We start from the raw sequence: 22,459 nt of genomic DNA on the forward strand, positions 1-22,459 counted from the left end.
ACACGTCGGCCTGAAGCTACGCATGGCGGTCGTCGGTGCGATCCTCGCCGGGTTCTACCTGGTTGTCGTCGCGTTCGCGATGGTCGCCTTCGGGCCAAACATCTGGCCGGTCGCCGTCGTCGGCAGCGTCCTCCTCATCGGGGTCCAGTACAAGATCGGCAAGTGGGCGGCGCTGCGAAGCGTAGGGGCGGAGGACCTCTCCGAGGAGCAGTACCCGCACATACACCAGCAGGTGCGTCAGCTGTCCCGCGATATGGGCATCGAGAAGCCGAAGCTGAAGGTCGCCCGGATGGGCGTGCCCAACGCCTTCGCCGTCGGCCGCAAGGGCGCCGGCGTCGTCGTCATCTCGACGGAGCTGATGCAGCTGCTCGACGACGACGAACTGGAGGGCGTCCTCGCCCACGAGCTGGCCCACATCGCCAACCGCGACGTGGTGACGATGGTCATCGGGCAGGGTATCGCCTCCATCGTCGGCATCGCCGCGCAGTTCATCGTCCTCGCGACCGGGGACAACGACATCGCCGACTTCTTCCTGGCCATCATCGTCGGGAACCTCGTCCAGTTCTTCGTGATGCTGTTCGTGCTCGCCATCTCGCGGTACCGCGAGTACGTGGCCGACGCCGATGCGAAGGACGCCATCGGCGGCGGCGACCCGCTCGCACGGGCCCTGGAGAAGATATCCGGCGGCCACGAGCGGGCCCGCGACTCCGCGGTCGACGACCAGGTGAGCGCGCTGTGTATCTTCGGCGACTCCGACAGCTTCCTCACGAAGATCGTCTCGACGCACCCGCCGACCGAGGAGCGCATCCGCCGGCTCCGCTCGTAGATGGTGGACGTCCGCCAGCTCCTCGCGGTCGGACTGGGCGCCCTGTTCGGCCTCTTCCTGCTGGCCGCGCCGCGGGCGGCGCTCAAGCTCTCGGTCCTCTCCGGGGGTCCGCGACGCCGCCGCGGCGAGTACGGCAGCGACGACGCCCTCCCCGACCGCTGGGTGTGGGCGACGCGTGCGGTGGGCGTGGCCTGTCTCGCCGTCGCCGCGTACATCGCGCTCTGACCCTACGAGTCGACGTCGGCAAAGAGCTGCTGGCGGGTCCGCTGGCCGGTCTGGTACCGGCTGACGATGGTCGACTGGTGGTCGGGACAGCCCAGCACGACCGCGGCGCCCCCGTCGACCGGCAACAGCGCGTGGTTCGTGCCGTGGGAGGCGTGGCGACAGCCGGGACAGGTGATGCCGCCGGCGGGCCGATGGCCGAGGAGCCGCGCTCGCCCCTCCGTCGTGAGGCCACAGACCGCCCGGAACTGTTCCAGGTGGTCCCGACAGCCGACCACCGGGACGGTAAACTGGTCCAGCAACAGGAACGAGACCGCCTCGCGGGACGGCGACGCGAGCGCGGAGCGACAGTCCGCACAGGGGACCGGCGGCTCGTCACCGACGGGCTCCCCGGCGTGGGGCTCGTCTGGACCCATTAGTTGCTCTCCGTCACGGATACAGGTAAATGATTGGGCTGTAATCGCCACGGTGGTTGGCCGAGCGCGAAGCGTTCGGTGGCCGGTCAGCGACGAGCGGGTCAACGCTCCTCGCTTTTGCCGAGCGTCGCTTCGAGCAGCACGTCAATACGGACGATGTCGCGGTCACGCTCGCCGACAGTATCACGGGCCACGCAACACCCTGAAGGCGCCCGAACAGTGCCGCGGCACGGACCTCTTTGTACCAAGCGCTGTGAGTGGGGGTATGACACTCGCCCCGGCCGTGGTGGTTCTCCCGGCGTTCACTAACGCGGAGTACACTGGCGACGCGTCGGAGGTCGCCCCCTGGCGCGACCGGTACGACTTCGACCGGCGGGTGAGTATCCCCGGGTGCAACCACGAACTGCTGTACGACGGCGACGCCGAGCTCGCCCTCGTCCCGACCGGAATCGGCAAGAGTGCGGCCGCCACGACGGTCGCTACGCTCGCCGCCGGCGACACGGTCGACCTCACAGCGGCGACGATACTCTCCGTCGGTATCGCCGGCTGTAATCCCGCCGCCGGAACGCTTGGTAGTGTTTTCGTCGCGAACCGCGTCGTCGACGGCGATATCAAGCTCCGTATCGGCGAGACCACGAGCCGGATGCAGTGGCTCGTCGATGACTACGTCTGGCAACTGGACCCGGACCTCGTCGACCGGGCGGTTGCGGCCACGGAGGACGTATCGCTGGCGGATAGCGCGGCTGCACAGGAGATTCGAGACAGCTACGACGACAGCCGGTCGCCGACCGTCGACACTGGTCCCACTGTGTGTGGCGACGAGGTCTATCACGGGACGGCCACGGCGGGCCACGTCGAGCAACTCTGTGCGTCGTACGGCATCGATGGGTTCGCCACGACGGAGATGGAAGACGCCGGCACCGTGACCGCCCTGGAGCGGTTCGGCCTCCTCGACCAGTACCTCTCCATCCGGGCGGCCTCGAACTTCGACCGCGAACCGCCCGGTGGGAATCCGACCGAGAGTATCGAACGCGACGTATTCGAGCTGGGGACGGAAAATGCCGCCCGAGTGGGGCATGCGGTCGCCCAGGCGTTCCTCGGATAGCCGGGACTCCCCATTTCGGCGACCGCAGTCGGTGGGGAACACGCATCTTCTCGCACACCTGCGGTGTACACCATCCCGACGGTGAGGGCTGTTGTTCGCACGCGTTCGGGATTGCGGCGGGGCGGTCGAAGCGGGCGGCTCCCGGACCCGTCGCAGTCGACACAATCACCGCCGGGTCTCACTGGCGAGATGGCCCCCGGCCGGTAGCGGGGGTATCACTATATGCGAGCCATCTGTATACCATCGCGTATGCCAGAAGAGACCATCTACGAGGGCGAGGAGAAACGAAGCCGCCGCGGTCTAGCGACGTATTTCCGCCGGCTGGCCAGGCGGCTCAGCCGGGGTGAGCCGGTGCCGGCCGACGAGGAACAGACCGTCACCGTCGAGGTACCGGAGGACCCCGAGTTCGAGGTCGAACTTGAGCAGGAAGACGACACGGTCAGTCTCGAAATCGAGGTCGAGTGGCCCGCTGACAAGGGCATCATCGACACCGAGGCCCACGCGAGCAAGGCGACGTTCGACCTCTACGAGGACAACGCCGAGGAGTACCGCTGGCGGCTGGTCCACGACAACGGGAACATCATCGCCGACAGCAGCGAGGGGTACGCCTCGAAGCAGAAGGCGACACAGGGGCTCGAAAGCGTCCGAAAGAACGCGCCGGGCGCGGACGTCGTCGACCTGTCGAAAGACGAGGAACCGGAAGACGAGGGCGCCAGCAACGCCGCCTTCGAACTGTTCGCCGACACTGGCGCGAAGTGGCGCTGGCGGCTCCGCCACGACAACGGCGAGATAATCGCCGACGGCGGGCAGGGCTACTCGTCGAAACAGAAGGCAAAGCAGGGCCTCCGGAGCGTGAAGACGAACGTCCGTGGCGCCGAAATCAGATAGGCCCCGACCCGCAGACGGTTCGCGGCGGTGGCTTGAACAGGGCGACGGGCGATGAACAGGGCGAGCCTGGGCCCGCTGTTCAAGGCCAAGGAGTCCGTCGCAGTGTTCGCCGGGTCCGCGCCTTCGGTCGGTGAACTGCTGGCGAACCGCCGACAGCGGTTCGACCGCTTGCACGCCATCGCCCCGTCGACGGCGGCCCCGGGGGAGCCGCTCTCGGTAACCGTCCAGGCCTGGGACCAGTGCGAGCGGCGCTTCCCGGCGTTCGACGGCAGCGCCGGCGTCGAGACCACGGACACGGACGCCACCCACCCGGAGACGGTGTCGTTCGCCGCGAGCGACGACGGCGTCGTCACGATAGACGACGTGCTGTTCGAGTCGCCCGGGACGCAGTATATCGTCCTTACGGACCGGCGAACCGGCGCCGAGTTCGTCTCGAACCCGGTTCGCGTCGCCGAGTCCCACGACAGGCGTGTGTTCTGGGGCGACATCCACCTCCACTCGACCCGGTCCGACGGCGCCGGCGACGCAGAACGGGGATACCGGTTCGGGCGGGACGTGATGGACCTGGACGTCGTGGCCTACACCGACCACGACACGATGGGGTTTTTCATCCCGCCGTCGTGGCAGCGCGACCGGATGCACGGCGGCTACTTCCAGGCGCTGTGTGCCGTCGCCGACCGGTTCGACGACCCCGGCTCGTTCGTGACGCTGCCGGCCTACGAGTGGACGAAACAGCCCAACATGGGCGGCCACGTCAACGTCTACTTCGAGGACAGCGGCGACGCCGAACTGTTCGACTCGCTGGATTCGGAGACCGACACCTACGAGAAGCTCTGGGACCGCCTCCGGGAGTGGGACCGCCGTCACGACTCGGGCGTCGTGACGGTGCCACACCACCCCGCCGAAGCGATGTACCCCTTCGACTTCTCGGCCGTCGACTACGACGACGAGCTGGCCCCGCTCGTCGAGGTGTACTCCCAGTGGGGGTCCAGCGAGCGGCCGGGACGGGAGGGGAACCCGTTCCCGCTGGCGATGGGCCAGGGCGAGGTGGGCGAGCCGGGACACTACGTCCGCGACGCACACCGACTGGGCTACCGCGTCGGGATGGTCGGCGGTAGCGACTACCACGGCCCCCACCCCGGCCACTCGCTCATCCACACTCGCCCCCACCTCCCGTCGCGCCGCGAGTGGCGCGAGAACGGGGTCGGCTGGGGGAACATCTGGCGGGTCTGGGACGAACGGAGCTATCCCGGCGGACTGACCGCCTTCCTCGCCCCCGAGCTGACCCGGAGCGGGGTATTCGAGGCGCTCCGGTCCCGGTCGGTGTACGCGACGACCCAGCCCCACCGCATCCTCGTCGACTTCACGGTCGAGGGCGTGGACGTGGCCGAGCAGTCCGACGCCGTCACCGTCGACTCGTCCGACGCCGAGCGCGAGGTGGCTGTCTCCGTCGCCGGGACGGAGCCCATCGCCGCCGTCACCGTCGTCAAGAACAACGCTGACTGGCGGACCGTCGACGGGACCGACGACCCCGATGCGGGTCTGGAGGCCTACACCGCCGCCGGCTCCTGGACCGACGACGAGCCGGTGGCGGGGATGGACTGGGACGACGAGCGGGGCGCCGACGGGGACGTCTACGCCGTCTGCGTCCGACAGGCCAGCTCGCGCCGCTATCCCGGTATGGCGTGGGTCGGTCCCATCTGGGTCGAACCGTCCTGAGTTTGTCTCATAAATCGCTGAGCGATATACAGAGTTCCGGGCTCGGAAGTTAGACTACACCGGGAGAGTCCGTGCAGCTGTCTCGACCGCCCGGCGAAATTCGGTAGTGAACCGCTTGGACCACTTCGCCATCTGTCGGTTGGTTCGGCAGGTACAAGCCCCGATGAGAAGTTCAGCCCCGGTTTCTCTAACTTACAGCGACCGCGAGATGGAACAGGCCGATGAGCGTAAACCCCGCTGCGACCAGCCAGTCGCCCGGTCGGGACCCCATGTGGCGCTGTGTCGCCGCGCGGAGAAACCACCAGCCGGCGATCCACGCGAGCAGGTATGGCGCGAACCACGCCGAAAGCCAGCGCGAGGCGAGTAAGTCGACAACCCCGATTGAAACCAGGGCGTAGCTGACGGCGTGATTCATGATCTGCGCGATTCCGCGGACATCCGACCGCTTCGTCTGGTACGTGACGACGAGTAGATCAAGCGGACGCAGCGAGTCGCCCGCCGTCGGTACCGCGCCGTCGAAGTCCAGTAGCCACGGCATGGCAAAGTGAACGGTTCCCAGAACGACGGTGAACGTACCGCAGATGAGGAAGCCGGCTGTAAGAACGGAGTCGGGGACCATCCGTAGACAGATATTCCGCCGCAGAGGTATTGGAATTGCGGGTTCCACCCACCTGTTGTCTGGGGCAGGATAGAACTGTCGTCTCGGGTGCCGGGTCCCGTCCATCGTGGTGTGGGCAACATCCCGGAATCTCTGTGCTGTCCGAGGGGGAGCAACGGTTCTGGCTGATGACCACTCCCGGCTACGACGAGTCGCGGACCGCATGCGTTGAGTGGGGCAGTCTCAACTACTGCAATTCACTGTGAGACGGGTGTTGCATGCTTGAAGAAAATCGTGTATCTGGGTCCCGCTATCGCACTGCTGGCCGGAGACGCGCCACGAGGTCGACGTCCCACTGCCGTATCCGCTCCCAGAGCAGCACTGCCGGCGGGAGCGCGATTACCGCCGCGAGGAACGAATAGGTGACGCTCAGGCCGATAAGGACCCCGAAGTTGCCGAGAATCGGGGTGATCGCCAGGGCGAGCGCGCCGGTCCCCAGCGCGGTCGTCAGCATGCTTCCGAACAGCGCGCCACCAGTTCCCGTCAGCGTCGTCATCATCGCCTCGTGGGCACCGGTCTTCGCGTCGTATTCATCGATGAACCGGTGGGTCGTATGCACCGAATAGGCGATTCCGACGCCCACTGAGATGGAGAGTATCGTCGCCGTCAGCGCGTTCAGCGTGATGTCCATGTATCGCATCGTCCCGAGCAGGAACGCGATAGCTACCAGTATCGGGAAGATGTTGACCACGCCCAGCAGCGGCTTTCGTTCCAGGATGCCGTAGATGAGCACGAGGAACACGGCGGTCAGTCCGACCGCCATGGCGAGCCCCTGAATCGCGGACTGGAAGATGCGGTCCATCACCGCCGCGAGGACGACGACACTCCCCGTGGCCGTCGCTTCGAACCGGAGCCTGTCCGCGATTTCGGACCCGCCGGCCGTCACTTCGGTCTGCGAGGCGTCGGCGTCAGTCCGATACTCTATCTGGGCGGACCGGTAGTCCTCGGTCAGATACTGCTCGGCCCGGTCACCCGCCGCGGACGCGAACAGTTCGTCGTAAATCTTCTCGAGGTTCTGGTCGGGAATGCCGTTGTCGTTCTGGTCGTTCCGGGCGACCAAGGCGGCGAACTCCTCGTTTTCGTCCGCGTGGGACTGGATGACGGTGATGATGCTCTGTGCCTCCGCCCGCCCGCCGGCGCCAACTGCGAGCGCCTCCGGGGGGTTGTCGTTCGGAGCGGCGAGGGCTTCGAGCGCGTGGTCTTGCTTGAGATTGCCCTCGACATACACTGTCACAGTATCGCCCTGACTACTCCCGAATTTGTCGTCGAGCAGGTTTATCGTCGACGTGACGGTGTACTCGCCCGGGCTAAGCGACTCGGGCAGCTCTGTGAGGTAGGCCGGAATGTCCTCGGGCGGCAGGAAGTCCTCGTTCTCGAACGAGGTGCCGACGCCCGACCCGTACGCGCCCATGACGCCGCCTGACAGGAGTAGCCCCAGGACGATAACCACCGGCGCGTGCTGGCTCACCTGTGCCGGAAACGCGAGCACCCGCCCGAGGGCCGAGTCCTCCGACGCAATCGGGGTGGAGTTGAACTCCGGCACTCCGAGATACGTGCGGAGGTCATCGCTCACCAGCTTGGCTGAGGGCAGAAACACCCCGAAGAGGAGGAAGGTGAAGAGAATCCCGACCGCCGACGCGATGCCCAGGTTCCGAATCGGTGACAGGGTGGAGATGACGTTCGCTCCGAAGCCGAACACTGCGGTCACGGTCACGATGACGAACGCGACGATGAGCTGGCTGTTCGCCTCTCGCATCGCTTCGACCGCCACGTACCCGCGCTCGGTCTCCTCTCGATAGCGGTTGATGATGTGGATACCGAAGTCGACGCCGACGGCGAGCAGTAACACCGGGACCGATATCATCTGCTGGCTGAACGGAATCCGGGCGTACCCGAGGAACCCGAACGTCCAGATGATCGTCATCACGAGCGTGACCAGCCCCAACAGGACGTCGATGGGGTCGCGGTACGCGACCACCAGGAAGAACAGTAACAGCAGTATCACCACTGGCATCACGATTCCGAGCGAATCCGTCATAGACTGGCGTATCTCCGATTCGGTCGTCCCCGACCCGAACGCGCGAACGTCGCCGGGCCCATCGTCGGCTATCGACTGGACGTCCGTCTGGACAGCGGTCAGCCCGTCGAAACTCGCGGGGAAGTCGTGCGAGACCGTCGTAATCGATGCGGAGGCCGAGACGCTAGTGGGATTGAAATCGTTCGATAGCGAGCCGGTCAGTCGGGGGTTGTCTTCGAGCGCTCGAACGGCCTGTCTGATCTCGGACTGGGTCGCCCCTTCGAGCGTGCGCCGGTACTCCTCCGGGGTCGTCGCTGACGGGTTCAGGTGCTGGGCAATGACCGGCGCCGGGCCGTTGGCTGATTCCATCCGGAGGTCGTCGCGCTCCGAAACGCGTTCCAGAAGGCGCGTGTCACGGACGAGCGCCTCTTTGGTCAACACGTTGCTGTCCGTGCGGATGAGCTGTGTCGTGTCCTGAGAGTCCGTCTGAAACGACCCCTCGAAGTTCTCGGCGACCTGGTCCTCGGCCTGCTGCTCCGGGAGCCCGTCCGTGAACGCGTCGAGACCGCCGGCGCTCATCTGTACGGACCCCAACCCGCCGACGAAGACCCCCGTGACGAGCAGAAACACGACGACCACCGCCCGCGGGTGGTCCACGATTGTCGTGTTGAGGAGTTCGGTCGCCGTTTCGACCCGCTCCGCCAGTGACATCAGTCGCGCCTCCAGTAGAAGACTGCGACGCCACCGACGATAACCACTCCCAGCCCCAGGATGATACCGATAGGCGGCCCGCCGCCGCTCTGGGACACCGCGTCGACCGGTTTCCTGAACGTGTCCGACAGATGGGTGTCGCCATCACTGTCGCTGTACCGGAAGTCGAACGACATCGGATACGAACTCCCCTCCGTCGCGGCGGACCCCGCCGACACATCGAAAGCCAACGTCGCGGACTCACCGGGCGCTAACGACTCGATGTAGCTGGAGTCGGTTCCGACGGTGCTGAGCGGGTCGTCGGTAAACAGCCGCGCCTCGATGTCGGTGACCGTTTCGTCGAGGTTGTTCGTCACTTCGACCGAGACGGTCCGTGAGTTCCCGACGGGGATTGTCTTGTTCGTGACCGCGAGGTCGAACGCGTCCTCGCTGGCGGCCACGTCGGACTGGACCGACAGCGTATCGCTCGTCTGTCGCTCGCTGGTGCCGTCGTTGTAGTTCACGGAGAAGTCGAACTGACGGGGCCCCTCGCGGGCGCTCTCGGACGTATCGACTCCGAAACTCACCGTCGTCGACTCGCCCGACTCCAGACGGCCGACGGCGTACTCGGTCTCCTGCGGGGAGAGGTTCCTGTGGTCGCTCCCCCAGACCACGACTGCGTTCTCGACGGCCCGGGGGCCGTCGTTGGTCAGTTCGGTTTCGAGCGTCCTGTCATCGCCGGCCCGCAGAGTCCCCGAGACGTTCGAGAGCGAGAACTCCTGTTCTGGCTGGGGTGCGATGCCGAACGTCGTGTCGGTCGATTCCTCCCGGACGCCATCGGTATCGTCAAACGCCACGGAGAGGCCGAAGTTGTACGGTTCGGCTTTGGCGTCACTGGACGCGCCGACCCGATACTCGAAGGTCCGGTTCTCGCCGGGCTCCCACGTCTCGACGAACCGGGAACTCTGTTCGCTGCCGCCGACGGTCAACTCGCTGTTCTGGCTCGTCAGTGTCACCGCGGCGTCGGTGGCGGCCGTCTCACCCGTGTTCTGGATAGTGAGACCGACCCGGTCGGTCGAACCGACACGTACGCTGGAGTCGATGTCGACCGTCTCGAAGGTGGCGTCGTCGCTGACCCGAACGGTCACGTACCTGGTTCGGGAGACGCTCGACTTGGACCGGGCACCCCCGCTTTCGGAGATGAGGTTGTAGTAGTCGTACTCCACGTTGACCGGGACTCGGTACGTGCCGGGTTCGGCGTCGTCGGCGACGCTGATGTCGAACGACACCGTTCGCGGTGACCCGGTCGCGAGGTCCCCGGTATGGCGGCGGTTGGTCATGACCGTTATCGGAGCGTTGCCGCCCTCGACGTCGACGCTGAGGCTCCGGGCGGTCGTCACCTCGCTGTTCAGGCTCGGGTTCGCGGACGACGCCGAATCGAGGTCGCCGCTGTTGGAGAGTACCACGTCGAGTGTCGTCTCCTCGCCCGGCGAGACGGTGTCCTCGGACAGCGTGACATCGAGGTCCGGACTGCCACTGACCGCGGCGGCAGCAGTTCCCGCCGAGACCGTCAACACGACGACAAGGAGGACGCCCGCGATACTGCTATGCTTCATTTCGTATCCCCCAGTGAGGTCCTGCCGGCTGTGAACGTGCGATTATCTCGTAGCGGTCGAGTGGCTGTCCCTGTCTGTGTTCGAAACGTGTGTGCCGAAACGGGTCTCGTCGCATGAACAGACAGACGCAGACGGGATAGATAAACGGGAATCCAGATTTTCCGGGCCGGAAAAACTGCCTCGCTGGCCGCTGTGGGGGCCGTATCCGTGCATCCGGAACCGCCCTCCGACTGAGGGCTGACGGACGCCGGGGCAGCCAGTCTCGGGCGCGTGTAAATAGAGTGGGCCGGTTTTCAGGGCCAGAAAATCAGCAACCATACCAAGCATGCCTGCGAGAATGGACACGTGTGAGTGAGGATATCCAGTCGAGCGAAATCTACTCGCTGCTTGACGACGAGTACGCTCGCGCCATCCTCACGTCAACGAGCACGACGGGCAAATCGGCGAAGGAACTCAGTGACGAGTGTGACGCCTCGCTCCCGACGATTTATCGACGCACGCAGCGTCTCATCGAGTGTGGACTGCTTGAGGAACAGACCCAGATAGAAGACGGTGGCCACCACTACAGCGTCTACAAGGCGCGCCTCAAACGCCTCACAATAGAGCTAGAAAATGATACGCTTACGATCGACATCGAGGAGCAACCGACGGAAAAGATGGCCGACCGTTTCACAGAAATGTGGGGGGAAATCTGATGCACCCAGCGCAGGTTGACCCCTCCGTCATTCCCCCGCACTACCTGCTCCTGCTGGTAGCTACGTTAGTCGCCGCCGGGATGGGGCTGTTTATCGTCTATCAGGCGTACCAGGGGTACCGTCGGAGTGACAGGAAGCAGATGCTGTTTCTGGCTATCGGGCTCGCGCTCATCACTGTCGCCTCTCCGATGGTCTCGCTGGTGATTTCGGCCGCCGCGTTGCAGTTCCGACTCGAACTAATCGTGTACACGTTCTACTCGCCGTTCGTGAGTAACATCATCAAAATCGTCGGTATCGGGTTCATCATCTATTCGCTCTCCTTACAGAGCGATTCCTGAGACGGAGGCGCTGCCGTCTCAGCTAGCTATGAACACTCTGTGAGTTCCCCGCCCGCTCTCCCCTGAGTTACGATTCCATCCGCGCGCTGTTCGTGCCGAGCTGCTGTGGTCGGACCAGCGACTCGTTTTCCTGTCTGTCGAGGACCATCGCGAACAGGAGGAACGCGACGCCGACAACGACCAGCAGCGGCGAGAGCATCCCGTCGAAACCGAGGCCCGACCCCGTGGCGAGGCGACGGCCGAGCGCGTACACGCTGCCGAGCACGCCCAGCCCCGTGACGCCCGCCCCGAAGAGATAGAAGAAGACCAGCGGGTGAAAGTCCAGGATGAGGTACTTCGTCTTCAGCCGCCAGAGGAACCCGCGCAACAGCAGCGTCGACACCCGCGGCACGTACGACGAGTACCGGATGTGGCTCTCCTCGTCGGCGTACTCCACGTCGGTCGGTACGTCCGCGATGTGCGCGTCGGCGACGTTGAGCCTGATGAGCAACTCGTTGCAGTAGCCGTAGTCCTCGTAGAGGGTCGTCACGCCGACCGCCTGGAGTGACTCCCGGGAGATGACGGTGTAGCCGTTCTGCGGGTCCATCACTCGCCAGTACCCGCTCGCGATTTTCGTCAGGAACGTCAGGATGAAGTTCCCGACGAGTCTGAGCGTCGGCATCTCGCTGCGGTACTCCCGCCGCAGCAGTCGGTTCCCCTTCGTGTACCCGGCCTCCCCCTCCACGATGGGGTCAATGAGGTCCGAGAGCACCTCGGGGTCCATCTGCCCGTCGCCGTCGATGGTCGCGACCGCGTCGACGCCGTCGACGAGCGCCGCGAGGTAGCCGGTCTTTATCGCGCCGCCCGCGCCCTGGTTCGAGCGGTGCTGTATCGGGACGATGCGCCCCCGGCGGCGTATCTCGCTCGCGCGGTCTGCCAGGGCAGTCCGGACGCTGTCCTCGCTCGCCGCGAGCGAGTCGACGCTCCAGGCCCGCTGTAACCCCGGCTGCTCCTCCGGCAGATGTCGGTCGAGTATCTCGGTCGCGTCGGCGGGGTTCTGCCCGTCGGTGGCCGTTCGCCGGTCGGTCCCCCCGTCGGTCCGCCTGCGCTGTCGGTCGGCGTCGTCGCTCCGGGCCGCCAGAATCTCGGTCCACGTGTCGTCGGTCGAGGCGTCGTCGACGACGTATATCCGGTCGACGTACCCCGGAATCCCCCGGATGACGTCGCCGATGAACTGCTCCTCGTTGTACGCCGGGACGACCACGCCGACGCGCTCGTTGGCGTACATTACAGCCCTCGGTAGATGAACCCGTGTTCGGCGGCCTCTTCGTCCCCGTAGGTGCCTGTCACGTCGACCAGTACCGGCGGGTCGTTCATCTCGCTGCTCAGGGCGTCGAGGTCCAGCGAGGTGAACTGGTCGTGGGGCGTCGCCAACAGCACGCCGTCGAAGCCGCTGGCGGAGAGTTCCGTCTGGACCGGGATGTCGAAATCGCGCCGGACTCGCTCGTTCGGAACGTGGGGGTCGACCCCGACGACGTCGACGGCCGTCCGGAGCTGCTCGATGGCGTCTTTCAGCACCGGTGAGCGGGTGTCCGTCGTGTTGGCCTTGTAGGCGAACCCGAGCACGAGCAGCCGGGGCGTCCCGTCCGTGGACTGTAGCGCCGTCTCCACTCCCACCCCGTCCGCTACCTGTCCCCCGTCGGTGTTGACGGCCTCCCGCTCGCGGTCCTGTATCCGCGTTCGCTCGGTGAGCGCGTCGAGCGTGGCCGTGACCATCTGGCTCGCGAACTCGCCGTTGACCGTTCTGGCGGCCCGCATGAGCTCCGATTCGAACCCGTGTTGCTCGAACTTCCAGATGAGGTAGTTCGGGTCCACGGGGATGCAGTGGCCGCCGACGCTCCCGGGGTGGTACTCGTGGAAGTTCCACTTCGTCGCGGCGGCCTCGATGACCTCGCGGGCGTCTATCGGGAGGCCCAGCTGCTGACAGCCGTAGGCGAACTCGTTCATCAGCGCGATGTTGACGTCACGCTGGGTGTTTTCGAGACACTTTGCGGCCTCGGCCGTCTCCATCGTCTGGGCGCGGTGGAGGCCCGCGTCGACGATATCGCCGTAGAGCGCACAGAGCCGCTCGAGCGCGGTGTCGTCGTATCCGCTCACTATCTTGACGATGTCGGACAACCCCCTGTCGCCGTTTCCGGGGACGATGCGCTCCGGGGAGTAGCCGACGAAGAAATCCTCGCCGACCGCCAGGCCCGACGCCGCCTCCAGCACGGGGACGAGCCGCTCCCGGGTCGCGCCCGGATACACCGTCGACTCCAGGACGACGGTCGACCCGTCGGTGAGGCTCTCGCCGACGGTCTTCCCGGCCGATTCCACGAACGAGAGGTCGGGCCGTCCCTCCTCGTCTATCGGCGTCGGAACGGTGATTACGTAGTAATCGCTCGCCTCAATCTCGCCCGTGCTCGTCGTGAACCTGATGTCGCTTCGGTCGACGGCCTCGGAGCCGACCTCGTCGGTCGGGTCCTCTCCGTCCCTGAAACGCGCTGTTTTCTCTTCGTCCGTGTCGAGGCCAACGACGTCGTGTCCCGCCTCGTCGAAGGCCAGTGCGAGGGGCAAGCCGACGTATCCCATTCCGACGATGCTCAGATGCGCCATCTTGTCCGGTACCCCCAGTGGGATATGAATAGTTATAGATAGCTTTGCAACAATAGTGCGATTATAGGACCGCTTCGGGCGCCACTTTCCACACCGACTTTCACCTCAATATGGGACGGTGGACCCGTTTTGAAGGATTGAAAACGCCGATATCGGCCAGTTACCGATAGCGCGCTCACGGCGCTCCCCTCTCTGACTCACGACGCGGAACAATTATCAAAAAACGGTAATTTACCTATTACAAGGACGGGAGATAGCCTCGATTCCCGGTCTCGGTGTCCCGGTTCGCCTTCTCGTTTCGCCGGTCCGGGGATACGTCCGACGCGGGCGTCGGCTCCATCCATCCGGCCCGTAACGGGGGCCTATTCGGATAGCCGGACGCTACGTCGGCAGTGCCCAGTCCGTCACGTCGTCGATGCCCTTTCCGGCCAGCTCGTTGCGGGCCGTGTGTGCTTTCCGAGCGAGAACCATCAGGTCGGATTTGATTTCGTAGTTGACGACGGGCTCCCCGTTGAACTTGCTCTTGTACCGGGAGATACGACGATTGAGCGCGTTCCCGAAGTGGTAGCGCTCGACGCTCTCCAGGTCGGGGTCCTCGAGGATATCCGTGAGTATCTCCCAGTGGAGCAGGCTGTTCACGCTCACTCCCTCGTAGTTCGCTTTCGTGCCGCCCTGCCAGAATATCGCGTCACCGTTCGCGTGCAGGAGGGTGATGCCGCTGAGGAACTCACCGTCCGGTCCCCGTGCGACGTAGACTTTCGCGTTGTCTCCGAGCCGGGTTGCGACCGAACGTGCGAACGACCGCGGCGTGGGATAGGCGAGGCCCTGCGCGGCGTGTCGGTCCTTGAGCTCGCCACAGATGCGCTCGGCCGCGGCCGCCCCCTCGGTCGTGATGGCCACGGCGAGCTCGTCCCCCTTGCGTATCTCCTTTCGCAGGTCCCGCGTGAACGACTGCAGGACCGACTCCGCATCACGGTCGGCCAGTTCGAGGACGTGGTTGAACCGCGGCTCCACGTTGTGGTCACTCCACAGATACGGCCGCGGGTCGCCGTACTTGGGGCTCCCGACGATTCCGAACAGGGTCCGGAACTTCCCGGCGTCGACCGCGTCGAGCGCCGCCTCGGTGAACTGTTCGTTGAGCTTCTCCCGTTTTCGCTGCTTCGGACTCGTCGGCAGCAACACCGGGCCGAGCCAGGGCACGGCGAGGCCCGGCGGCGGCGAGATGACGAACCGGAACGGATACATCGTGCGCACGAAGACCGGGAGGAGACCGACCGGCTGCTGCCCCCGGAACCCGCCGAGCAGCTGCATGTCGCCCGCCTCGTGTTCGTCTATCAGTGCGAGCATCTCGGGCTGGTGGAACGGACCGACCCCGGAGTCCGGGAGCAGGTCCCCCCACTCGTCGAGTGAAAGGCGTCGTATCTCCATGCCAGTCAGATACCTATCTGTTTTCGAACCTGCGGCCCGACCACGCGTGTGACCGTCAGCGGCAGCCGCTTCCAGACCTCTTTGGCCCGCTCGTACTTGTCCGCCTCCGGGTCGGGGAGGTCGACCGTCTCCCCCGGGAAGTAGTGGACGTCGTCGTACCAGGTTTTGGTCCCGCCGAAGCTCTTCTTGAACATGTAGACGCCGGAGCCTTCCCGCGTGCGGCCGAACTCGTAGGCGTCGAACCCGTCCTCCGCGGCGCGTTCCAGGGACTTCCAGAGGAGGAGGCTCCCGCCGTTCAGGTCGCGGTAGTCGTAGTTGTTCACGACGCCCCACTGGTAGACCGTCGACCCGAGCGAGAGGTCGACCATCCCGTTTATCGCCTCCCCCTCGTGCAGTATCAGGCTGAGACGGAAGTGGCCGTCCGCCTGCATCCGGTCCCAGAGCGTCTCGAAGAACTCGAAGGAGTGGGCCGGGCTCCCGTGGCGGTGCATCGTTCTGAGGTAGAGCCGGTAGTACGTCTTCAGGTCGGCCATCGAATCCGCGACTCTGAACTCCAGGGCGTCGTTGTCGGCGGCCTGGGTTATCTGGCGCTGCCGGCTGTCCCGGACTCCCTCCCAGACCGCGTCGGCCCCGACGTCGGTCGCTCGCCGGAACGTGACGTATCTGTTCTTCACGTCGAACTCCGCCGCGTCGGTGTCCCGGTCCCCGCGGAGGCTGACGTAATCGACGCCCAGCTCCGCCGCGAGCCGCTTGGTCTGTTCCAGCAGGAGCCGCCTGGCCTTCGATGCCTGCGCCGTCTCGGCACAGACGATGCCGCCGCGCTCGGCGAACGCCGGGGACAGCAGCTTCGACCCGAAGAGACGGCTTTCGACGTGGTACAGCGGCAGCGCGGCCGCTATCTCGTCGCTCGCCCGCTCGCGGGCCACGAGGTGCCAGCGGTCGTGGCCGTACGACGCGACCGCGTCGCTCCAGCCCCAGTGGTTGTACGCCGGGCCGTCGTTGCGGTCGACGAACTCGTTCCAGGCCCGCCTGTCATCGCACTCGTCTACGGTGTACTGCTCGGTCGTCTGTAGCGAGTCTAGCATCGCTGTCCTCCCCTGGCGCGGCCGCGTGACTGTTGTGCGAGCAGTCCGGCGACGGGTTCGAACGACGGTTCCTCGGGTCTTCGAGACAGGGCCGACGACAAGCCGGTTGACATATCAGTTCGAGCAGACGGGAGTTCGGGTCGTTAGTATGCAGGCGTTATCCCGCGCAGTCGCGGTCCCAGCCGCGCAATCACGCCCCAGGGCGGTCGTCGTCGGAGCTTACTGCCGGATGTTCCGCTCCGTCGCGGCGCTTGCGGTACAGCTATCGTACACGTCAGTCATCTTGACGAAGGAGAAACCCTTCCGCCGGAGCGTCTCGACGACCTGCCTGAACACGCTCTCGGCGGCGTCGATGTTCCGACCGTAGAAGAACCGCTTGGGGTAGTCGAGCTCCTCGTGTGCTCGCGTGTGATAGAAATCCTGGAGGTGGGTGTTGAACACGACGACGTCCTGTAGCGGCACGCGCCGAAGCACGGGGAGAAACGGGGTCTTGATCGCTTTGATGTACGCCTGGGACAGCGGGATTCTGAGCTTCGGAACCACCCCGACCGGAATCTCGTACAGGTCGCCCGCCCGGTACGGTTCGATCGGCATGTCCAGGTTGTTGTACACCCCGGGGCGGTAGGTCGGAAAGACGCTCGAATCGAACTGGAACCCCTCCGATTCGAGGAGGCGCAGGTCGGACCGGTCGACCCGCCCCTGGGTCGACCGGTACCCCGCCGGCTGTCGGCCGAAAAAGGACTCGAACGCCTGCTTCCCCCTGCGGACCTCCCGGCGGAGGTCGGCCGACCCGGAGAGGTCGTGCGTGTACGAGTGGAGGTGAAACTCGACCTCCAGGCGCTCCTGGAGCCGTTCGATGGCGTCCGGCCGTTCCTCTATCGTCTCCCCGACGACGAACACCGAAAGCGGGAGGTCGAGCCCGTCGATGAGGTCGATGTACTCGTCGAGATAGTCGAACGTCGCGTACTGTAGCTCCGGGTCGTCGAAATTCCAGTTGTTTTCGAGGTCGAGCGTGATACAGGCGTGTCGTCGGTTGTCGGCGCTCATCAGGCCGTCCTCACGTGTCGATTGCGGTCGTCGACCGTGTGTCCGGACCGTCCGCAGGGGTGTCCCTGGACGGCCTCGGCGTCCGCTGCCGGTCGGGGGCAGTCCGAAAACGAATATCGCCGACCTGCACCCGCTCCGGCCGGCACACTTACACCAAACGTATCAGTGACAACTCTCATTCGAGCACTGCCAGCTACCGGCACCGAAATATTAGTAATAGCGACGATACGCCGGGCGGCCGCTTTCGTTTCGCCGTCCAAACTCCCGAAGGAGGCCGCAATTTCCGACGCCGGCGGTGTCGGCTCCGGCGGGCCGATACGGCACCCACACTCCGTGATACGTCCTCAGATGACCGCCCGCTATGTGCGGTTATGTCCGGGTTATCCCGGGACAGGGCGTCGATACTTATCTCTCAAGTCACAGTAGCTTCGGACCGAAGGTGCCACATTGGCAATGACATTCGCATTCGACTTCCCGACATCCCGGCGAGTCCGCGCTGTCTCCCACGTCGCTCGCACAGCCACTGGCTCGCCGGCCACCGTACGCTCCGGGGTCGGTCGCACGCTCGGACGGATAGCCGCCACCCGCGGGTGGCAACCGCCGGTAGTTCGGGACAGCCGGCAGTATCACCTCCGGCGAGAGCTATGAGACCGCCGCTCTCGACGAGCGCGCCGCGTCGAGCACCTCCGCCCAGGGGGTCGGCCGCTGACGGGTCGCGCCGGCGGTGTCCGGGGTGGTATCGTGGCTAGCGACGCTTCGTCGCTGAAGGTGCTGCAGGTGTCGAGCGCCGGGATGGAGTTCTTCCTGAACCAGCTGGACATCCTCGACGAGCTCGGCGTCGACTGCGACGCGGTGTACACCGGCGACTTCCGGGACGGGGGCCACGTCTACGGCGGGGACAACATCCACACGGGCCTGCTGAACAGCATCGCCGGGCACAACCCGGTCTACTACGCGATTCGGGGGTCGATACTGTACCCCCAGATTCTCAAGTCGTCGCTGGTCGAGGACTACGACCTGGTCCACATCAACTCCGGCGTCGTCGCGCCGCTGGGGCTGGGCCAGCCACAGCGCCCCGTCGTCATGACCTTCTGGGGCGACGACGTACTCGGCGACCGGCTGGGCGGGTTACAGCCGAAGCTGACGAAGCTCTGTGCCACCCGGAGCGACCACGTCATCGTCCGGAGCCAGGAGATGAAAGACGCCCTGCCCTGTGACGCGACGATTATCCCGAGCGGCGTCGACATGTCGCTTTTTAGCCCGATGGACCAGGTGCGGGCCCAGGAGGCCGTCGGCTGGAACCCGGACGAACGCCACGTCATCTTCCCGTATCACCCGTCGAACGAGAAGAAACGCTACCCCGTCGCCAGGGAGACGGTCGAGCGCGTCGACGAGGCGGTCGACGAGCGGGTCCGGCTCCAGGTCGTCGACGACGTGGACTTCGACGACATGCCGCTGTACTACAACGCCGCCGACGCGCTCCTGATGCCATCGCTCCGCGAGGGGTCGCCGAACACGGTCAAGGAAGCGATGGCCTGTAACCTCCCCGTCGTCTCGACCGAAGCCGGCGACACGCGGACGCGGCTGGGGCCGGTGGACAACTCCTACGTCTGTTCGACCGACTCCGAACTGGTCGACGGGCTCATCGCCGTCCTGGAGTCGGGCGCACGCTCCGACGGGCGGGAGTTCGTCGAGGAGGTCAGCCTCGAACGGATGGGCGAGCGGATACTCTCCATCTACGAGTCGGTCCTGGAGCAATGACCGCGCCGGCGAACGGTCAGGCGGCCGCGTCCGGGCACAGCGTTCACGCGCCGTCGGACGCGGACGTGACGCTCCCCCCGCGCTCGCACGTCTGTTTCATCAGCCCGTACATCCGGGCGTATCTGGAGCCGGGTGCCGAGACCCACGTCGGCGGGGCTCAGCGACAGCAGTACCTGCTCGCGACGCGGCTTCGGGAGCGGGGCCACACGGTCTCGTTCGTCTCCTTCGAGTCCGAGGGCGACACCCGCGAACGAATCGACGGGTTCGACGTCTGGAACACGCTCCCGGCGACGAACGACGCGGTCGCGGCGCCGAAAGCGCTCGCGAAGATACTCCGGACCATCCGTCGCGTCGACGCGGACCTCTTCTACGTCCGCGGGAACCCGCCCCTCTGTATCCTGGCGAGCTACTGCTGTGCGCTGTTGGACGAGTCGCTGGTCTACGTCGTTGCCAACGACTCGAACGTCGAGCTCTCGAAGCTGTCCACCCACCACGGGCTGTTCGAGTACACCCTGCCCAAACTGGCCTACGTCGACGCCATCGGACGGGCCGACCGGGTCGTCGCCCAGACCGACCACCAGCGCGACATCCTCGCGGACGTGTTCGACATCCAGTCGACGGTCGTCCCGAACGGCTACACCGTCCCTCCCGACGACGAGGTCGTTCCGGCGTCGGAGCGGGGCCACGTGCTGTGGGTCGGGACGCTCGACCCCGACCAGAAGCGACCCGAGCGGTTCCTCGACCTGGCCGAGCGGCTCCCCGGCGTCGACTTCCGGATGGTCGGCTGGTCCGAGGACGCCGCCTACCGGAGCGGCATCGTCGACCGCGCGGACGCGCTCCCGAACCTGGCGTTCGAGGGGTTCGTCCCGCCCGACGAAATCGACCGCCACTACCGGGACGCCGTCGCCTACGTGAACACGTCGGCCTACGAGGGGTTCCCCAACACCGTCCTCGAATCGTGGCGCTTTGCCGTGCCGGTCGTCTCGCTGCGGGCCGTCCTCGACGGACTCCTCGCGGACGCGGGGGTCGGCTACCGGACCGGCACGATGGACGAGCTGACCGAGACTGTAGACCGGCTCTGGAACGACCGGGACGAGGCCGCGGCGACGGGGCGGGCGGGCCGTGAGTACCTGCAGGACAACTACGCCCTGGACGCGGTCTACGAGACGTACGCCGGGATATTCACCGACATCATCTCGGGGCCGTGACGCAGCTGCGGCTCCGGGGGGACGGCGAACCCGCGGCGAGCCGCCGGCGGGCGACCCGGTCGGCCTCCGGCGCGGCCGGCGCCGTGTTGCACGCCCCGAGTTGCAGTCACTTACCGGCGATTTGGGCGAGTATAACGATGTGACCGTTGCCGTGATACGGTAGTAGAAACCGATACGATGCGAGCACACACACTTACGAAGAGCGCGCTTTTCGTCGGGTATCTCGGGATTAGCGCCGCGGTTGCCGTCGCGTACAACGCGCCGGTGACGGGCTACGAACTGGATATCTATGCCGGCACGCCGGCGTCGTTCTGGGGGCTCGTTTCCCTCGCCGTCCTGCTCTCAGTGCTGGTCGTGTTCTGGGCCGCGAAGCCACACGTCCGCGCCGCGGGCGGCGCTCTCGGCCTGCTGGCGATGACGGTGACGGTGTCGCTCCCCATCATCCGGGGGTACTACTATATCGGCGACGCCGACCCGCTGTCACACCTCGGGACTGCGAAGGTCCTCAGCAGCGGCGCCATGAGCATGACCGAGAGCCGGTATCCGGCCGTACACACGCTCGGCAGCGTGTTACACATGGTGACCGGGCTCTCGGTCCGGCACGTCATGCTCGTGACTGTTGTCGTGTTCCTCGTCTGCTTCTTCGTGTTCGTCCCGCTCGTCGTTCGGGAGCTAACCGGCGACACCTTGACGACGTACATCGGCCTGTTCTCCGGACTGCTGTTGCTCCCCATCAACCATCTCGGGGCCCACCAGTACGTCTTCCCGACGAGTCAGGCGGTCCTGTTCGCGCCGGCGTTTCTCCTGGTCTTTTTCCTGGTCTTCTACCAGCGAACGGTCAGGCTGTCGGGGCTGTTTCTCGTCGTCGCGACGACGTTCGTCATCCTCCACCCCCAGCAGGCGGCGAATCTCCTCCTCCTCTCCGGCGTCGTCGTCGCGGGGCAGGTCGGCTACGACTTCTGGCGCGGGGTCAACACAGACCAGTGGCGCCGCTGGCTCCTCCCCGAGGTCGGCTTCTTCGCGACCGTGTTCTCGCTCTGGGTCTGGAACCTCGAGATGTTCTGGGGGACCCTCCAGCGGGTCGCGTTGATTCCGTTTCAGGACACGACGGTCGGGGGCAAGGCCGCGACGCGGACCGGGTCCCTGGAACAGATCGGCGGCAGTCTGCTCGGCATCTTCCTGAAGCTGTTCTCGGTGCAGCTGCTCTACGTCCTGCTGACCGGGCTCCTGCTGGTAATCGCACTCAGGTACGTCAGCGGCGGCCGGCGGTGGTACACCCGTGCCTCGCGCACCAGCGGACAGATGCTGCCGATGTATCTCTACGGCGGCCTCGTCGCCCTCACGCTGCTGTTCGTGGTCTTCCTCGTCGGCGGCGTCTCCGACCAGTACTTCCGTCACCTCGCGATGATGATGGTGTTCGGAACGATTCTCGGCGCTATCGCGCTCGGACGCGGGTTCCGGGCTCTCAGCGAGCGGCTGTCGCCTTCGGTCTCGACGGGGCTCGTCGTGGTCGTGCTCTGCCTGTGTTTCGCCCTCTCGCTCCCCGTCGTCTTCGCCTCGCCGTACATCTACTACGACTCCCAGCACGTCACGGAGTCGGGGATGCACGGCTACGAGACGACCTTCGAGTACCAGGACCGGTCGACCACCTTCGACGACATCCGGTCCAGCACGTACCGGTACGGCCACGCGGTCGGGGAGTCGGACCGACCGGGGGAGTCGTACTACGCTGAAGGTAACAGGGGCATCCACTCCGGCGAGCACGGCATCCCGGACCACTTCGCCAACCGCTCCCTGCGCACGTACTACGACCGGCAACAGTACGTCCCGGTTCCGGAGGCGGACCGGGTCCGCGACCCTGTCCTCTGGGAAGGGTTCAGGTTCAGCGACGCGGACTTCGCGTATCTGGACACCGAACCCGGCATCGACAAGGTCCAGTCGAACGGCGGCTACGACCTGTATCTCGTCGACCCGGCCGGCGCGCGAAACGGAACGTCAGCGACGTAGGCCTGTCGCCCGCTCCGCCGGAAATGACCCGCTAACACGACAGTAGGATGGCATTACGGGCTGTCTTCGGGGCCGCCCGCTCAGCCGGGTGGGTGGTAT

At 65.7% G+C, this 22,459-nt stretch carries 19 protein-coding genes; 10 read left to right on the top strand and 9 right to left on the bottom strand.

The window, feature by feature from the left end:
* Positions 1-22: 22 nt before the first annotated feature.
* Together NJQ98_RS06860 and NJQ98_RS06865 are read left to right on the top strand one after the other, a co-directional pair.
* The gene (locus NJQ98_RS06860; protein WP_348533568.1) at positions 23-826 is read left to right on the top strand and encodes a M48 family metallopeptidase; all 804 of its coding nucleotides are present in this window, start codon (positions 23-25) and stop codon (positions 824-826) included.
* A complete protein-coding gene (locus NJQ98_RS06865; RefSeq protein ID WP_262177294.1) occupies positions 827-1,051 on the top strand; it encodes a DUF6199 family natural product biosynthesis protein in 225 nt (74 codons plus the stop codon). It abuts the gene before it with no gap.
* 2 nt (positions 1,052-1,053) lie between these two features.
* Here the strand turns inward: NJQ98_RS06865 and NJQ98_RS06870 are convergent, their stop codons facing one another.
* On the bottom strand, positions 1,054-1,464 hold the full coding sequence (locus NJQ98_RS06870; RefSeq protein WP_262177297.1) for a hypothetical protein: 411 nt from the start codon (positions 1,462-1,464) through the stop codon (positions 1,054-1,056).
* 265 nt (positions 1,465-1,729) lie between these two features.
* On the opposite strand from NJQ98_RS06870, the gene NJQ98_RS06875 reads away from it, so the two are divergent.
* From NJQ98_RS06875 to NJQ98_RS06885, 3 genes are all read left to right on the top strand, one after another.
* Positions 1,730-2,569 (top strand): purine nucleoside permease, encoded by an 840-nt coding sequence (locus NJQ98_RS06875; RefSeq protein WP_262177299.1) that lies wholly within the window; start codon positions 1,730-1,732, stop codon positions 2,567-2,569.
* Between the two features lie 249 nt (positions 2,570-2,818).
* Positions 2,819-3,457: an HVO_2922 family protein gene (locus tag NJQ98_RS06880; RefSeq protein ID WP_262177300.1), complete on the top strand. Its 639-nt coding sequence runs from the start codon at positions 2,819-2,821 to the stop codon at positions 3,455-3,457.
* 51 nt (positions 3,458-3,508) lie between these two features.
* Complete coding sequence (locus NJQ98_RS06885) at positions 3,509-5,176, top strand: DUF3604 domain-containing protein (protein WP_262177301.1); 1,668 nt, start codon at positions 3,509-3,511, stop codon at positions 5,174-5,176.
* A gap of 187 nt (positions 5,177-5,363) precedes the next feature.
* On the opposite strand, the gene NJQ98_RS06890 is transcribed toward NJQ98_RS06885, so the two are convergent.
* The 3 genes from NJQ98_RS06890 to NJQ98_RS06900 form a co-directional block, all read right to left on the bottom strand.
* Positions 5,364-5,795: a hypothetical protein gene (locus NJQ98_RS06890; RefSeq protein ID WP_262177304.1), complete on the bottom strand. Its 432-nt coding sequence runs from the start codon at positions 5,793-5,795 to the stop codon at positions 5,364-5,366.
* A 289-nt stretch (positions 5,796-6,084) separates the two neighbouring features.
* Positions 6,085-8,562 (bottom strand): efflux RND transporter permease subunit, encoded by a 2,478-nt coding sequence (locus tag NJQ98_RS06895; protein ID WP_262177307.1) that lies wholly within the window; start codon positions 8,560-8,562, stop codon positions 6,085-6,087.
* Positions 8,562-10,157, bottom strand: a complete 1,596-nt coding sequence (locus NJQ98_RS06900) for a COG1361 S-layer family protein (protein ID WP_262177309.1) — start codon at positions 10,155-10,157, stop codon at positions 8,562-8,564. Before NJQ98_RS06900 ends, NJQ98_RS06895 begins: the two co-directional genes overlap by 1 nt.
* A 347-nt stretch (positions 10,158-10,504) precedes the next feature.
* Between NJQ98_RS06900 and NJQ98_RS06905 the strand changes: the two genes are divergently transcribed.
* A complete protein-coding gene (locus NJQ98_RS06905) occupies positions 10,505-10,852 on the top strand; it encodes a winged helix-turn-helix domain-containing protein (protein ID WP_262177312.1) in 348 nt (115 codons plus the stop codon).
* Positions 10,852-11,190, top strand: a complete 339-nt coding sequence (locus NJQ98_RS06910) for a DUF7521 family protein (RefSeq protein ID WP_262177314.1) — start codon at positions 10,852-10,854, stop codon at positions 11,188-11,190. The genes NJQ98_RS06905 and NJQ98_RS06910 overlap by 1 nt, the downstream gene beginning before the upstream one ends.
* Before the next feature lie 67 nt (positions 11,191-11,257).
* Here NJQ98_RS06910 and NJQ98_RS06915 read toward each other — a convergent pair whose 3' ends face one another.
* The 5 genes from NJQ98_RS06915 to NJQ98_RS06935 all read right to left on the bottom strand — a co-directional run bounded on the left by NJQ98_RS06915 (position 11,258) and on the right by NJQ98_RS06935 (position 17,384).
* The gene (locus NJQ98_RS06915; protein WP_262177316.1) at positions 11,258-12,457 is read right to left on the bottom strand and encodes a glycosyltransferase family 2 protein; all 1,200 of its coding nucleotides are present in this window, start codon (positions 12,455-12,457) and stop codon (positions 11,258-11,260) included.
* Positions 12,457-13,824 (bottom strand): nucleotide sugar dehydrogenase, encoded by a 1,368-nt coding sequence (locus NJQ98_RS06920; RefSeq protein ID WP_262177318.1) that lies wholly within the window; start codon positions 13,822-13,824, stop codon positions 12,457-12,459. Before NJQ98_RS06920 ends, NJQ98_RS06915 begins: the two co-directional genes overlap by 1 nt.
* 381 nt (positions 13,825-14,205) lie before the next feature.
* Positions 14,206-15,252: a GNAT family N-acetyltransferase gene (locus NJQ98_RS06925; RefSeq protein WP_262177321.1), complete on the bottom strand. Its 1,047-nt coding sequence runs from the start codon at positions 15,250-15,252 to the stop codon at positions 14,206-14,208.
* Between the two features lie 5 nt (positions 15,253-15,257).
* Positions 15,258-16,337, bottom strand: a complete 1,080-nt coding sequence (locus NJQ98_RS06930) for a GNAT family N-acetyltransferase (RefSeq protein WP_262177324.1) — start codon at positions 16,335-16,337, stop codon at positions 15,258-15,260.
* 219 nt (positions 16,338-16,556) lie between these two features.
* Positions 16,557-17,384, bottom strand: a complete 828-nt coding sequence (locus NJQ98_RS06935; protein ID WP_262177326.1) for a polysaccharide deacetylase family protein — start codon at positions 17,382-17,384, stop codon at positions 16,557-16,559.
* A 741-nt stretch (positions 17,385-18,125) separates the two neighbouring features.
* Here NJQ98_RS06935 and NJQ98_RS06940 point away from each other — a divergent pair.
* The 3 genes from NJQ98_RS06940 (at position 18,126) to NJQ98_RS06950 (ending at position 22,360) form a co-directional block, all read left to right on the top strand.
* The gene (locus tag NJQ98_RS06940; protein ID WP_262177329.1) at positions 18,126-19,145 is read left to right on the top strand and encodes a glycosyltransferase family 4 protein; all 1,020 of its coding nucleotides are present in this window, start codon (positions 18,126-18,128) and stop codon (positions 19,143-19,145) included.
* Positions 19,142-20,353: a glycosyltransferase family 4 protein gene (locus tag NJQ98_RS06945; protein WP_262177332.1), complete on the top strand. Its 1,212-nt coding sequence runs from the start codon at positions 19,142-19,144 to the stop codon at positions 20,351-20,353. Before NJQ98_RS06940 ends, NJQ98_RS06945 begins: the two co-directional genes overlap by 4 nt.
* 177 nt (positions 20,354-20,530) lie before the next feature.
* Complete coding sequence (locus NJQ98_RS06950) at positions 20,531-22,360, top strand: hypothetical protein (protein WP_262177335.1); 1,830 nt, start codon at positions 20,531-20,533, stop codon at positions 22,358-22,360.
* The last annotated feature ends 99 nt before the right edge of the window (positions 22,361-22,459 follow it).

The organism is Haloarcula laminariae (assembly GCF_025457605.1).
In the GTDB taxonomy this organism is placed as follows: Archaea; Halobacteriota; Halobacteria; order Halobacteriales; family Haloarculaceae; genus Haloarcula; species Haloarcula laminariae.